The 14,534-nt window shown below is 73.0% G+C and carries 12 protein-coding genes; 11 read left to right on the top strand and 1 reads right to left on the bottom strand.

The window, feature by feature from the left end; translation table 11 throughout:
- Positions 1-62 precede the first annotated feature (62 nt).
- Positions 63-1,028 carry a quinone oxidoreductase family protein gene (locus ABD784_RS05840; protein ID WP_344881383.1) on the bottom strand — a complete coding sequence of 322 codons (966 nt, stop codon included), beginning with the start codon at positions 1,026-1,028 and terminating at the stop codon, positions 63-65.
- Positions 1,029-1,150: 122 nt separating this feature from the next.
- On the opposite strand from ABD784_RS05840, the gene argC reads away from it, so the two are divergent.
- The 11 genes from argC (at position 1,151) to tyrS (ending at position 13,996) form a co-directional block, all read left to right on the top strand.
- Entirely contained in the window at positions 1,151-2,182 is a 1,032-nt protein-coding gene (gene argC, locus ABD784_RS05835; protein WP_344881380.1) for an N-acetyl-gamma-glutamyl-phosphate reductase, read from the top strand.
- 17 nt (positions 2,183-2,199) lie between these two features.
- Positions 2,200-3,411 carry a bifunctional glutamate N-acetyltransferase/amino-acid acetyltransferase ArgJ gene (gene argJ, locus ABD784_RS05830; RefSeq protein WP_344881377.1) on the top strand — a complete coding sequence of 404 codons (1,212 nt, stop codon included), beginning with the start codon at positions 2,200-2,202 and terminating at the stop codon, positions 3,409-3,411.
- 7 nt (positions 3,412-3,418) lie between these two features.
- Entirely contained in the window at positions 3,419-4,387 is a 969-nt protein-coding gene (gene argB, locus ABD784_RS05825; protein WP_344881374.1) for an acetylglutamate kinase, read from the top strand.
- A gap of 248 nt (positions 4,388-4,635) precedes the next feature.
- Positions 4,636-5,835, top strand: a complete 1,200-nt coding sequence (locus ABD784_RS05820) for an acetylornithine transaminase (RefSeq protein ID WP_344883400.1) — start codon at positions 4,636-4,638, stop codon at positions 5,833-5,835.
- Positions 5,832-6,821 carry an ornithine carbamoyltransferase gene (gene argF, locus ABD784_RS05815; protein ID WP_344881371.1) on the top strand — a complete coding sequence of 330 codons (990 nt, stop codon included), beginning with the start codon at positions 5,832-5,834 and terminating at the stop codon, positions 6,819-6,821. The genes ABD784_RS05820 and argF overlap by 4 nt, the downstream gene beginning before the upstream one ends.
- Entirely contained in the window at positions 6,818-7,372 is a 555-nt protein-coding gene (locus ABD784_RS05810) for an arginine repressor (protein ID WP_344881368.1), read from the top strand. Before argF ends, ABD784_RS05810 begins: the two co-directional genes overlap by 4 nt.
- Before the next feature lie 119 nt (positions 7,373-7,491).
- A complete protein-coding gene (argH, locus tag ABD784_RS05805; protein WP_344881365.1) occupies positions 7,492-8,937 on the top strand; it encodes an argininosuccinate lyase in 1,446 nt (481 codons plus the stop codon).
- A gap of 37 nt (positions 8,938-8,974) precedes the next feature.
- The gene (locus tag ABD784_RS05800; protein WP_344881362.1) at positions 8,975-9,649 is read left to right on the top strand and encodes a DNA-3-methyladenine glycosylase; all 675 of its coding nucleotides are present in this window, start codon (positions 8,975-8,977) and stop codon (positions 9,647-9,649) included.
- Between the two features lie 11 nt (positions 9,650-9,660).
- A complete protein-coding gene (locus ABD784_RS05795; RefSeq protein ID WP_344881359.1) occupies positions 9,661-10,197 on the top strand; it encodes an adenine phosphoribosyltransferase in 537 nt (178 codons plus the stop codon).
- Between the two features lie 123 nt (positions 10,198-10,320).
- Positions 10,321-12,648 (top strand): AAA family ATPase, encoded by a 2,328-nt coding sequence (locus tag ABD784_RS05790; RefSeq protein ID WP_344881356.1) that lies wholly within the window; start codon positions 10,321-10,323, stop codon positions 12,646-12,648.
- 31 nt (positions 12,649-12,679) lie between these two features.
- Positions 12,680-13,996: a tyrosine--tRNA ligase gene (tyrS, locus tag ABD784_RS05785; protein WP_344881354.1), complete on the top strand. Its 1,317-nt coding sequence runs from the start codon at positions 12,680-12,682 to the stop codon at positions 13,994-13,996.
- The last annotated feature ends 538 nt before the right edge of the window (positions 13,997-14,534 follow it).

The raw sequence follows: 14,534 nt of genomic DNA, 5'->3' as shown, positions 1-14,534 counted from the left end.
GGCCGGTTTCGGTTCCGGGAGTCGGGCCGCAGCCGGCGTGGTGCCCGGCGTCGGTGGGAGGGTCAGGGCACGAGGACCAGCTTGCCGGTGGTGTTCCGCGACTCGAGGTCGGCGTGGGCCCGGCCGGCCTCCTCCAGCGGGTAGACGCCGCCGATCCGCACGGTGAGCTCGCCCGCGGCGACCTGGCCGAAGACATCCCGGCCGCGCCAGGCGCGCTCGTCCGCGTCGAGCAGGTGGTCGGCGAGCTTCGGGCGGGTGACGAACAGCGAGCCGGCGGCGTTGAGCCGCTGCAGGTCGAACGGGGGCACCTGGCCGGAGGCGCCGCCGAAGAGCACCAGCGTCCCGCGCTTGCGCAGTGCGGCCAGCGAGGTCTCGAACGTGGCCTTGCCGACGCCGTCGTACACCACGTCCACGCCGCGGCCGCGGGTGACCTCGTCGACCGTGGCCTCGACCTCGCTGTAGCCGACCACGTGGTCGGCGCCGGCCTCGGCGGCCAGGCGCGCCTTCTCCGCCGTCGAGGTCGTGGTGATGACGGTGGCCCCGACGCGCTTGAGCATCTGCGTCAGCAGGCCGCCCACCCCGCCGGCGCCGGCGTAGGTCAGGACCACGTCGCCCTCGCGCACCTCGTAGGTGGAGTGGACCAGGTAGTGGGCGGTGAAGCCCTGCAGCGGCACCGCCGCGGCGGTCTGGAGGTCCACTCCGTCGGGCACGCGCACGGCCCGCTCGGCCTCCAGCAGCACGTGGGAGGCGTAGGCGCCCTCGGCCTCGGCGGTGGCCACGCGGTCGCCCACGGCGAACTCCTCGACCCCGTCGCCGACGGCGGCCACGGTGCCCGCGAACTCGCTGCCCGGGACGAAGGGGTACTCGACGGGGTAGATGCCCGAGCGCTGGTAGGTCTCGATGAAGTTCACGCCCACGGCGGCGACCTCCACGAGCAGCTCGCCGGGTCCGGGCTCCGGCAGCGTCAGCTGGGTCCGTTCGAGGGCCTCCGGGCCCCCGGCCTGCGGGACGTGTACGGCGTACGGCAAGTTCCCTCCAACCACTCGGATGCGATGCGGCCACCTTACTGCGTGGTCGCCCGGTGCCGCCCGCGGGCCGACGCAATGAATAATTATTAGCGACCATGCATAGAATCGACTATGGTTGGCCCATGACGATTTCAGCTGCCGTGTCCGGAGCCAGCGGCTACGCCGGGGGAGAGGTCCTCCGCCTGCTCAGCCGCCATCCCGACGTCGAGATCGGCGCGATCACCGCCCACAGCAACGCCGGGCAGCGCCTCGGCTCCCTGCAGCCGCACCTGCTCGGCCTGGCCGACCGCGAGCTCGTCGAGACCACGGTGGAGAACCTGGCCGGGCACGACGTCGTGTTCCTCGCCCTGCCGCACGGCGCCAGCGCGGAGATCGCCGCGCAGCTGCCGGACGACGTCCTGGTGATCGACGCCGGGGCCGACCACCGGCTCGAGTCCGCGGCGGCGTGGGAGCAGTTCTACGGCTCGCCCCACGCCGGCACCTGGCCGTACGGCCTGCCCGAGCTCCCCGGGGCCCGCGAGCAGCTCGCCGGAGCGCGCCGCATCGCCGTGCCCGGGTGCTACCCGACGAGCGCCCAGCTGGCCCTGGTGCCCGGGTTCGCGGCCGGGCTCCTCCAGCCGGACGACGTCGTGATCGTCGCCGCCTCCGGCACCTCCGGCGCCGGCAAGGCACTCAAGCCGCATCTGCTCGGCTCCGAGGCGATGGGCGGCATGAGCCCCTACGGCGTCGGCGGCGCCCACCGCCACACCCCGGAGATGGAGCAGGGCTTCTCCCGTGCCGCCGGCACGCCGGTCACAGTCTCCTTCACGCCCACGCTGGCGCCCATGGCGCGCGGCATCCTGACCACGGCCACGGCCAGGGTCCAGCCGGGCACCACGGCGGCGCAGCTGCGTGCCGCGTGGGAGGAGGCGTACGCCGGCGAGGCGTTCGTGCACCTGCTGCCCGAGGGGCAGTGGCCGTCCACCAAGCAGGTGCTCGGCTCCAACCACGCCGTCCTGCAGCTCGCCCTCGACGAGCGCATCGGCCGCGTGATCGTGGTCGCCGCGATCGACAACCTGACCAAGGGCACCGCCGGCGGCGCCGTCCAATCCATGAACCTGGCCCTGGGCCTGCCCGAGCTGGCCGGCCTCGACTTCGAAGGACTCGCCCCGTAGGGCGCAGGAGGAACCGCATGAGCACCCCAGCACTCCCGCAGACCGCCACGGCGGAGCAGGGCCCCTTCGGGATCACGGCCCCGGCCGGCTTCCGCGCCGCCGGCGTCCCCGCCGGGCTGAAGTCCACGGGCAAGCCGGACGTCGCCGTCGTCGTCAACGACGGGCCCTTGAAGCACGCGGCCGCCGTCTTCACCTCCAACCGCGTGGCCGCCGCGCCCGTGCACTGGTCCCGCCAGGTGGTCTCCGACGGGCGCGCCGACGCCGTGGTCCTGAACTCCGGCGGCGCCAACGCCTGCACCGGCCCGGAGGGCTTCGGCAACACGCACCGCACCGCCGAGCACACCGCCGAGCGGCTGGGCGTCAGCGCGTCGGACGTCGTCGTCTGCTCCACGGGCCTCATCGGTGTGCAGCTGCCCATGGACCGTCTCATCCCGGGCGTGGACGCGGCCGTCGACGCGTTGGGCACCGGCGGCGAGCACGACGGCGGTGCCGCCGCGGCCGCCGCCATCATGACCACCGACTCCGTCTCGAAGCAGTCCGGCTTCGCCGGCACCGGCTACAGCATCGGCGGGATGGCCAAGGGCGCCGGCATGCTCGCGCCCGGGCTCGCCACGATGCTCGTGGTGCTCACCACCGACGCGGCGGTCGAGCCGGCCGAGCTGGATCGGGCGCTGCGCGCGGCCACGCGGGTCAGCTTCGACCGCGCCGACTCCGACGGCTGCATGTCCACCAATGACACCGTGGTCCTGCTGGCCTCGGGGGCCGCCGGCGCGCCGGCCGACCCGGAGGAGTTCGCCGCCGGCCTCGCCGCCGTCTGCACGGATCTGGCGCTGCAGCTCATCCACGACGCCGAGGGTGCCGCCCACGACATCGCGATCCGCACGTTCAACGCCGCGGACGAGGCCGACGCCGAGGTGGTCGGCCGCGCCGTCGCCCGCTCCAATCTCTTCAAGACCGCGATCTTCGGGCAGGACCCCAACTGGGGCCGCGTGCTCTCCGCCGTCGGCACCACGGACGCCGCGTTCGAGCCGGACCGGCTGAACGTGTCCATCAACGGGGTGCAGGTCTGCCGCGCCGGCGGCGTCGGCGAGGACCGGGACCTGGTGGACCTCTCCGGCCGGGAGGTCACCGTGGAGATCGACCTCGCCGCCGGCGAGGCAGAGGCCACCATCTGGACCAACGACCTCACGCACGACTACGTGCACGAGAACTCGGCCTACAGCAGCTAGGGAGACCATGGAACAGGACGCCACCACCGGACCGGCGCACGCCGCCCCCATCCTGCACGGCCGCGAGCACTTCCCGAGCGCCCAGCGGAAGGCCGAGGCCCTCATCGAGGCCCTGCCGTGGATCCAGCGCTACGCCGGGACCACCATGGTCATCAAGTACGGCGGCAACGCCATGGTCAACGACGCCCTGCGCCGGGCGTTCGCCGAGGACATCGTGTTCCTGCACCACGCCGGCATCCACCCGGTGGTGGTCCACGGGGGCGGCCCGCAGATCAGCCGGATGCTCGAGCGCCTCGGCATCGAGTCCGAGTTCCGCGGCGGCCTGCGCGTGACCACGCCCGAGGCGATGGACGTGGTGCGCATGGTCCTCACCGGGCAGGTCCAGCGCGAGCTGGTGGGCCTCATCAACTCCCACGGGCCCTACGCCGTCGGCCTCTCCGGCGAGGACGGCGCCCTGCTGCGCGCCCGCCGGACCGGTACCGTCGTCGACGGAGAGGCCGTGGACCTCGGCCTGGTCGGCGAGGTCGTCGGAGTCGAGCCCGGCCAGATCACCGACCTGATCGCCGCCGGCCGCATCCCGGTGATCTCCTCGGTGGCCCCCGAGGTGCACGACGGCGGCGGCCCCACCGGCGAGGTCCTCAACGTCAACGCGGACACCGCCGCCGCCGCGCTCGCCGGCGCCCTCGGCGCGTCCAAGCTGGTGATCCTCACCGACGTCGAGGGCCTCTACGCGGACTGGCCGGACCGGGACTCGCTGATCTCCTCGCTCACCGCCGCCGAGCTGCGCGCGCTGCTGCCGGGCCTGGAGTCCGGCATGATCCCGAAGATGGAGGCCTGCCTGGCCGCCGTCGACGCGGGCGTGGGCCGCGCGGCCATCGTCGACGGCCGCCAGCCCCACTCGATGCTGCTGGAGGTCTTCACCACGGCCGGCATCGGCACCGAGCTGGTCCCCGATCCCGAGGAGGCCGGCCAGTGAGCCCGACCCACGACCACGCACCGCAGGCCGCCGCCCCGGAGGATGGAGCCCCGGAGCAGGGCGGCGCGGAGCATGAAAGTCCGGAGCATCCCGGCCCGGCCGAGTCCGGCGCGGCCGGGGCCGCGAGCCTGACGGCGGCGGATCTGACGGGGATCGCCGGCGCGGCAGCCCCGACCGGCGCCGCGGGCCACGGCGCGGGCGCCGTCGCCGGCCAGGCCGCCGGGCCCGGCGCCGAGCTCGGCCGGGAGCTGCTCGCCCGCTACGGAGAGTCGCTGATGGGCGTCTTCGGCACACCGCAGCGCGTCCTGGTCCGCGGCTCCGGCTCCACCGTGTGGGACGCCGACGGCAAGGAGTACCTGGACCTGCTCGCCGGGATCGCGGTCAACGCGCTTGGACATGCGCACCCGCTGATCACGTCCGTGGTCACCAGCCAACTCGCCACCCTGGGCCACGTCTCCAACTTCTTCACCAGTCCCACCCAGATCGCCCTCGCCGAGCGGCTGCTGGAGCTCGCCCAGGCGCCGGCCGGGTCCCGGGTGTTCTTCGCGAACTCCGGCACGGAGGCCAACGAGGCCGCCTTCAAGCTCGCCCGGCGCAACGCCGGCGGCGACGGAGCCCCGCGGCGCACCCGCATCGTCGCGCTCGAGAACGCGTTCCACGGCCGCTCCATGGGCGCGCTCGCACTCACCTGGAAGCAGGCGTACCGGGAGCCGTTCGAGCCGCTCCCGGGCGGCGTCGAATGGGTGCCCGCCGGCGACGTCGAGGCCCTGCGCGCCGCCGTCGACGAGACTGTCGCCGCCGTGTTCATCGAGCCCGTCCAGGGCGAGGCGGGCGTGCGCGGGTACGACGACGGCTACCTCACCGCCGCCCGGGAGATCACGCGGGCCGCCGGCGCCCTGCTGGTCTTCGACGAGGTGCAGACGGGCATCGGGCGCACCGGGTCCTGGTTCGCCTCCGAGGGCGTCCTGCCGGACGCCATGACGCTGGCCAAGGGACTCGGGGGAGGCTTCCCCATCGGCGCCCTGGTCACGTTCGGCCCGGAGGCCAGCTCCCTGCTCGCCGCCGGCCAGCACGGCACCACCTTCGGCGGGAACCCGGTGGCCACCGCCGCGGCGCTCGCCACCCTGCACGCGATCGACTCCGGCGACCTCCTGGCCCACGTGCGCCGGGTCGGCGCAGAGGCCGCGGACGCCCTGCGCGCCCTCGACGTCGTGCGCGAGGTGCGGCAGTACGGGCTGCTCATCGGCTTCGACCTCGCGGACGAGATCGCCCCCGCGGCCGTCGCCGCCGCGCTTGACGCCGGCTTCATCATCAACGCACCCGGTCCGCGCACCCTGCGCCTGGCCCCGCCGCTGAACATCGCCGGCGAGCAGCTGCGGCGCTTCACCGACGCGCTGCCCACCATCTACCGGACCGCCCTGGAGCGGACCGCGAAGGAGAACGCATGAGCACCACCCTGCGCCACTTCCTGGCCGACACCGACGTCACGCAGGCCGAGCAGGCCGAGATCCTGGATCTGGCCGCCGCGATGAAGCGGGACCGGTTCGCGTTCAAGCCCCTCGCCGGGCCCCAGACCGTCGCCGTGATCTTCGACAAGACCTCCACCCGCACGCGCGTCTCCTTCGCGGCCGGCGTCGCCGATCTCGGCGGCAATGCGCTGATCATCAACCCGGGGGAGTCGCAGCTCGGGCACAAGGAGTCCTTCGCCGACTCGGCGCGCGTCTTCAGCCGGATGGTCTCCGCGGTCGTGTGGCGCACCTACGCGCAGTCGGGGCTGGAGGAGATGGCCGCGCACTCCACCGTCCCGGTGGTCAACGCCCTCTCCGACGAGTACCACCCCTGCCAGCTGCTGGCCGACCTGCTGACGGTGCGCGAGCACAAGGGCGACCTGCCCGGCCTCACCATGGCCTACCTCGGGGACTCCGCCAACAACATGGCTGCCTCCTACCTGCTCGCCGGCGTCACGGCCGGGATGCACGTGCGCCTCGCCGGGCCGGCGGGCTACCTGCCGGACGACGGCGTCGTCGCCGCCGCTCGGACCCGCGCCGCCGAGACAGGCGGCTCCGTCACCGTCACGGAGGACGCCGCCGAGGCGCTGGCCGGTGCCGACGTCGTCGCCACCGACACCTGGATCTCCATGGGCCAGGAGGACGAGAAGGCCGAACGGCAGGAGCTCTTCCGCGACTACGCGCTGACGGCCGGGGCACTGCGGCTCGCCGCCGACGACGCGATCGTGCTCCACTGCCTGCCCGCCTACCGGGGCTACGAGATCGACGCCGACGTCATCGACGGCCCGCAGTCGGTCGTCTGGGACGAGGCCGAGAACCGGCTCCACGCGCAGAAGGCCCTGCTGGCCTGGCTGCTCGCGAAGTCCGGCCTCGCCGACGCGGCCGCGGCCGGCCTGGAGCGAACCGGGCTGGAGCACTCGGAATGAGCGCGGAGAGCACCGGGCCGCGGGAACGGGTCGCCGAGGCGGACGCCGCCAAGGGCCAGCCGTCCACCAAGACGGCCCGCCAGGAGCGGATCAAGGCGATCCTGGCCGTCGAGTCCGTGCGCTCGCAGGCGGAGCTGGCCCAGCTGCTCGCCGCCGAGGGTCTGCAGGTCACCCAGGCGACGCTCTCCCGCGACCTGGTGGAGATCGGCGCCATCCGCGTCCGCGGCAACGAGGGCGGGCTGGTCTACGCCGTGCGCAGCGAGGGCGGGGACCGGGGCCCGCGGACGGCGGTCGCGCAGGAAGTCCTCGACGCCCGCCTCGCCAAGCTCTGCGCCGAGCTGCTCGTCACGGCGGAGGCCTCCGCGAATATCGTGGTCCTGCGCACCCCGCCCGGGGCGGCCAACTGGCTCGCCCTCGCGATCGACCACTCGATCATGCCGGACGTGCTCGGGACCATCGCCGGAGACGACACCGTCATGATCATCACCCGCGACCCCGCCGGCGGCGAGGACGTGGCGGCGCGGTTCCTGGAGCTCGCCGACCAGGCATAGCCGGGCCGCAGGCGCCCGGCGCCGCCCGCTATGCATAGTTATGTACACTAGTGAATAAGTTTGCCACGTCGTCCGTGGCAGGTCCTCGACGCCGGCCCGCCGGCACCGAAAGGAGCGGCATGTCCTCCCAGGCTGAATCCGCCAAGTCCCAGGCCACCAACGAGGGCTCCCTCTGGGGAGGCCGCTTCGCGGGCGGGCCCGCGGACGCGCTGGCCGCGCTGAGCAAGTCCACCGACTTCGACTGGCGCCTGGCGCCCTACGACATCGCCGGCTCCCGTGCGCACGCCCGCGTCCTGCACCGGGCGGGCCTGCTGGACGACGCCGAGCTCGACGGCATGATCGAGGCCCTCGACCGGCTCGAGGCCGACGTTCGCTCCGGTGTCTACACGCCGTCGGAGAGCGACGAGGACGTGCACGGCTCCCTGGAGCGCGGGCTGATCGAGCGGGCCGGCCCGGCCCTGGGCGGCAAGCTGCGCGCCGGGCGCTCGCGCAACGACCAGATCGCCACCATGGGCCGGATGTTCCTGCGCGACCACGCGCGGATCATCGGCCGCGGCGTCCTCGACGTCGTCGACGCGCTCATCGCCCAGTCCGAGGCGCACCCGTACGCGCCCATGCCGGGGCGCACCCACCTGCAGCACGCGCAGCCTGTCCTGCTCTCCCACCACCTCCTCGCTCACGCGTGGGCCCTGCTGCGCGACGTGCAGCGGCTCGCCGACTGGGACCGCCGCGCCGCGGTGTCGCCGTACGGATCCGGCGCGCTCGCCGGCTCGTCGCTCGGGCTGGACCCGAACGCCGTCGCAGCCGAGCTGGGCTTCGACTCGGCCGTGTGGAACTCGATCGACGGGACCGCCTCCCGCGACGTCTTCGCCGAGTTCGCCTGGGTCTCCGCCATGATCGGCGTGGACCTGTCCCGGATCTCGGAGGAGGTCATCTTCTGGGCCACCAAGGAGGCGTCCTTCGTGACGCTGCACGACTCCTACTCCACCGGCTCGTCGATCATGCCGCAGAAGAAGAACCCGGACGTCGCCGAGCTCGCCCGCGGCAAGTCCGGGCGCCTCATCGGCGACCTCACCGGCCTGCTCGCCACGCTCAAGGGCCTGCCCCTGGCCTACAACCGCGACCTGCAGGAGGACAAGGAGCCGGTGTTCGACGCCGCGGACACCCTCGAGCTGCTGCTGCCCGCGGTGTCCGGCATGGTGGCCACGCTGACGTTCAACACCGAGCGCCTGGCCGAGCTGGCGCCGCAGGGCTTCGCCCTGGCGACGGACATCGCCGAGTGGCTGGTCCTCGAGGGCGTGCCGTTCCGCGAGGCGCACGAGCTCTCCGGGGCGGCCGTCCAGGCCGCCGAGGCCCGCGGGGTCGAGCTCTGGGACCTCACCGACGAGGAGTACGCGGCGATCTCGCCCCGGATCACGGCGGACGTCCGCTCCGTGCTCACCACGGAGGGCTCGCTGAACTCGCGCAGCTCGCAGGGCGGCACCGGCCCCACCGCCGTCGACGCCCAGCTGGCCGAGCTCAAGCGCCAGGCCGCCCCGCTGCGCGAGTACGCCGCCCAGGCGTAGCCCGCAGGCCCGTCCGCCGCCTGAGTACGCTGGGGCCATGACGCACACCGGATCCGCCACCTCGCACCTGCTGGGAGAACCGGCCCGCGTCGTCGCCCCGCGCCTGCTCGGCAGCACGGTCTCCACCTGCGTCGACGGCCGCACGGTGGCGATCCGGCTCACCGAGGTGGAGGCGTACGAGGGCGGCATCGACCCGGGCTCGCACGGCTACCGCGGCCGCACGGCCCGGAACTCGGCGCTCTTCGGCCCGCCCGGCACCCTGTACGTGTACTTCACGTACGGCATGCACCACTGCGCCAACATCGTCTGCGGGACGGACGGCAGCGCCTCGGCGGTCCTGATGCGCGCCGGCGAGGTCGTCGCCGGCGTCGACACCGCCGTCGCACGCCGCGGCCGCGCCGGCGCGCCCGGGCCCCAGCTGGCCAGCGGCCCGGCCCGGCTGGCCCAGGCGCTCGGGCTCACACTCGAGCACACCGGGCTGCCGGTCGACCACGGGACCGCGGGGGTCCACGGCCCGGGGACGGTCGCCCTCGACGGCGTCGCGGATCGGGCGCCCCGGCACTCCACGGGCCCGCGGACCGGCGTCTCCGGACCCGGCGGCGGCGAGGAGTATCCGTGGCGCTTCTGGCTCGAGGGCGAGCGCTCGGTGTCCCGCTACCGTCCCGCCGCGGTCCGGCGCCGCGAGTCGGGGAGCCCGCGCCGGCGCGACTAGAATCTTCTACCGTGCAGAACTCTGAGGAACCCATCGCCGACCTGCTCGACCGGCTCGCCGCCGTCGTCCCCGACTACCCCCGCCCGGGGATCTCCTTCAAGGACCTCACGCCGGTCTTCGCCGACGCAGAGGGCCTGAAGCGGATCGTCGACGAGGTCATCGCCCCGTTCGCGGGGCGGTTCGACGTCATCGCGGGGCTGGAGGCCCGCGGCTTCGTCCTGGCCGCGGCCGGCGCCTACGCGGCCGGGACCGGGATGGTGACGCTGCGCAAGAAGGGCAAGCTGCCCCGCGAGGTCCACGCCGAGGACTACCTCCTCGAGTACGGCACCGCGACGCTCGAGCTGCACCGCGACGACATCGCCCCCGGCACCCGCGTCCTCCTCCTGGACGACGTCCTCGCCACCGGCGGGACGGTCGGCGCCGCCGTCCGGCTGGTCGAGCGCGCCGGCGCCGAAGTGGTCGGCATCGGCGTCGTCCTGGAGCTGGACGGCCTCGGCGGGCGCCAGAAACTCGCCCCGCACGAGGTCCACGCGCTCCAGCGCGTCTGACCGCGCGCCGGGCCGCCCGACGGCGGTCCTCCGGCGGCCGCGCGGGCTGTCCCCGGCGCCCCGGCACGACGGCGTAGACTGGTACGCCCTTCATTTCCGCTTCACCTTCAGTCAGGAGCATCCATGGTCGACGTACCGACGTCAGCCTCGGACTTGGATTCGACGACGGATCTGGACCGCGAGCGCCAGCACGTGGCGAACCTGTACCAGCGGCTGGACGAGCTGCGCGCGGAGAAGACCGAGCAGCTGGCCCGCATCCGCCGCCAGGGCGCCGTCGGCTCCCTGCAGAACCAGTCCGAGCGGGACTCCTACGCGACCCTCTACGAGGACCGGCTGGCCCAGCTGAACGCCGTCGAGGAACGCCTCGTCTTCGGCCGGCTGGACATGGACGGCGTGGACCTCGCGAGCGCGTCGGGCGACGACGTCGTCGACCTCGACGCGCTCGAGGCCGGGGCGACGCGCTACATCGGGCGCATCGGCCTGACGGACCCGGAGCAGCGCCGGCTCATGATCGACTGGCGCGCGCCCGAGGCCGGGGCCTTCTACCAGGCCACGGCCCACGAGCGGCTCGGCGTGCGCCGCCGCCGCCATCTGCTCCTGAAGGGCCGCGCCGTCGTGGGGCTCGAGGACGACGTGCTCGATGAGACGCTCCTCGACGAGGTCGCGGTGCACCAGGGCGAGGGTGCCCTGCTGGCCGCCCTCACGCAGCGCCGCACGGGCCGGATGGGGGACATCGTCTCCACCATCCAGTCGGAGCAGGACCGGATCATCCGCACCCCGATGTCCGGCGTCGTCGTGGTCCAGGGCGGGCCCGGCACCGGCAAGACGGCCGTGGCGCTCCACCGCGCCGCCTACCTCCTCTACGAGCACCGCGAGCGGCTGAAGTCCGCCGGCGTGCTGCTCGTCGGCCCGTCCCTGTCCTTCATGCGCTACATCGAGCGCGTGCTGCCCTCGCTCGGCGAGACCGGCGTGGTCATGGCCAGCATCGGCCAGCTGATGCCGGGCGTCGACGCCGTCGCGGAGCCGTCCCGCGAGGCCGGACGGCTCAAGGGGGACCTCCGGATGGCCGACGTCGTCAAGCGCGCCGTCGCCCGCCGGCAGCGGCTCCCGCAGGGAGACCGGCGCGTCGTCGTCGAGGGCACGCCCCTGACGCTGTCCGTCAAGCAGGTCAAGCGTGCCCGCGACAAGGCGCGGGGCACCGGCAAGCCGCACAACGAGGCCCGGGCGACCTTCGTCAAGACCCTCGTCAAGGAGCTGGCCGACCAGCTCGAGGCGAGGCTCGAGGAGTCCTCGGGCGGCGGCAACAAGGCCGACCGCTCCTACCTCGTGGAGGACGTGCGCGCCTCGCGTGACGTCCGGATCGCGCTGAACCTGTGCTGGATGCCCGTCACGCCGCAGAAGCTCGTGTCCGACCTGCTCTCGAGGCCCGAGCAGCTGGTCGCCGCCGCGCCCCACCTGAGCGCCCGCGAGGTCCTGACCCTGCTGCGCCCCGCCGACGCCCCGTGGACCGAGGCCGACGTCCCGCTGCTGGACGAGGCGGCCGAGCTCCTCGGCGACTACGCCGAGGCCGCCGGTCAGGGGGGCGAGGCCTCCAAGCGGGACCGCGAGATCGCCGAGGCCACCATCGAGGCGACCAACGCCATGCTGGAGGAGAAGGGCAACGACGGTCTGGTCACGGCCGACGAGCTGCTCGAGTTCAACCGGGAGACGGGCCCCGCCGTCACCGCCGCCGAGCGTGCGCGGCTGGACCGCACCTGGGCCTACGGGCACGTGGTGGTGGACGAGGCCCAGGAGCTCTCGCCCATGCAGTGGCGCCTGCTCATGCGTCGGTGCCCCATGAAGTCCTTCACCGTGGTCGGCGACATCGCGCAGGCCTCCTCGGCCGCGAGCGCCACGAGCTGGAGCCAGGCCCTCGAGCCGTTCGTGGGGGACCGGTTCCGGCTCGAGGAGCTGACGGTCAACTACCGCACGCCCACCCAGATCGCCGAGGCCGCGGCCCGCGTCGCCCAGCGCGCGGGCCTGACGGTCTCCACGCCGAAGGCCGTCCGCGACGGCCAGTGGCCGCCGGTGGTGGACCACGTGGAGGGGCACGACGTCGTCGCGCACCTCACCGAGGTCCTGCCCGGCGAGGTGGAGAAGGCCGAGGGCGGCCTGACGGCCATCATCGCCCCGCGCACGCTGCTCGCCGAGGCGCGCCGCGCCGCCGTCGGGCTGTTCGGCCGCCGCGTGGGCACGGGCTCGGGCGGCGTCGAGCAGGACGTCGTGGTCACCACGGCGCACGAGGCCAAGGGGCTGGAGTTCGACGTCGTGGTGCTGCTGGAGCCGGAGGACCTCGTCGCCGAGGCCGACGGCGGGCTCGGCGACCTCTACGTCGCCATGACCCGTGCGACCCAGCGGCTCCGTGTGATCGCCGCCAAGACGGTGCCGGAAGGTTTCGAGCCGGGTTCCTGAACCCGTTCCCGGAACTGCTACGTTAAGGCGCGTGTCACCGACTGAAACCAACGCCGTTCTGGCGCAGCAGAAGAACGATCCGAGCTTCGAGAACATCTGGCAGGAGCTGAAGTGGCGCGGCGTCGTGCACGTGTCCACGGACGAGGCCGCCCTCGAGGAACTGCTGGCCGGTGACCCGATCACCTATTACGTCGGCTTCGACCCGACGGCGCCGTCCCTGCACCTCGGGCACCTGGTGCAGCTGCTGAACATGCGCCGGCTCCAGCTGGCCGGGCACTGCCCGCTCGGCCTCGTCGGCGGCTCCACCGGTCTGATCGGGGATCCCCGGCAGACCGCGGAGCGCGTGCTGAACACCCGCGAGGTCGTGGGGGAGTGGGTGCGCAAACTGGAGGCCCAGGTTGCCAACTACCTGTCCTTCGAGGGCGCGAACGCCGCCCGGATGGTCAACAACCTCGACTGGACGGCCCCGCTGTCGGCCATCGACTTCCTGCGGGAGATCGGCAAGCACTTCCGCGTGGGGACGATGATCAAGAAGGAGATCGTCGCCGCGCGCCTGAACTCGGACGAGGGCATCAGCTACACCGAGTTCAGCTACCAGATCCTGCAGGCCATGGACTACCTGCAGCTCCACCGCGACTACGACTGCGTGCTCCAGACGGGCGGCTCGGACCAGTGGGGCAATCTCACCGCCGGCACGGAGCTCGTCCGCAAGGTGGAGGGCACGTCCGTCCACGCCTTCGGCACGCCGCTGATCACCAATGCGGACGGGACCAAGTTCGGCAAGAGCGAGGGCAATGCCATCTGGCTGGACCCGGAGATGTGCTCGCCGTACGCCTTCTACCAGTTCTGGCTGAACACCGCCGACGCAGATGTGGCCGAGCGGCTCAAGGTCTTCACGTTCCTGGGCCGCGAGGAGATCGAGACGCTCGAGGCCGCGACCGCGGAGCGCCCCTTCGCCCGCGAGGCGCAGAAGCGCCTCGCCTGGGAGGTCACGTCGCTGGTGCACGGGGTCGAGGCGACGGAGAAGGTCATCGCCGCATCCCAGGCGATGTTCGGCAAGGGCGACATCACCGAGCTGGACGAGGCGACGCTGCGCGCCGCGACGGCCGAGCTGCCCAGTGCCGAGTACGCGGGGGAGCTGAACATCGTCGAGCTCCTCCTGGCCTCGGGCCTGGTGGACTCCAAGTCCGCCGCCCGCCGGGCCGTCGCCGACGGCGGGGCCTACGTGAACAACGCGAAGGTCGCCGACCCGGAGGCCGTAATCTCCCGCGAGCAGCTCATGCACGGACGCTTCCTGCTGGTCCGCCGCGGCAAGAAGAACCAGGCCGTGATCGAGGTCGGCGAATAGCCGGCCGGTCCTTCCCGGAGCTCGACTCCCGAGGGCGCGGCCCCGTCCACGCACCTGCACCGCAGGCAGCGCAGGACGGGGCCGCGCCCTCTCTCGTTCGCGCTCGCTCCACTGGAAGCGGCTGACCGAGGCATCGCGGGTGCCGCTGGCCCGGAAGCCCCGGAATCATGGGGATCCCGCGGCGACACGCCCGGGCGTCCAGCCCGATTTTGCAGGGTGCTGTTTCCTGTGTAGAGTATTTCGAGTCGTCGCGACGAGGACAGCACGGAGGGATCCGGGGCTGAGGATCGAAGCGGTGGCGGAATCCTTTTTCTCCTTTCTTTTGAATCCGTTTCGGCGGGTGTTTTCGAACGCCCGGGGAATTGTTTCGGGTGGGGGGTTGCGGGTTCTCCGGTGTGGTGCGGGTCGCAGGTTCTGCGGTTTGCATCGGCGGGGGGATGCGGGTAAGGTATTCGAGTTGCTTCGGAGCGAAGCGGTCGGGATGTTGGTCCTGGTTGTGGTAGTCCGGGGTGTCTGTTGTTTGAGAACTCAATAGTGT

It is taken from the genome of Zhihengliuella alba, assembly GCF_039538765.1.
Classification (GTDB): Bacteria; Actinomycetota; Actinomycetes; order Actinomycetales; family Micrococcaceae; genus Zhihengliuella; species Zhihengliuella alba.
Note: the sequence above shows the minus strand (reverse complement) of the source record. Positions and strands in the feature narration are given on the sequence as shown.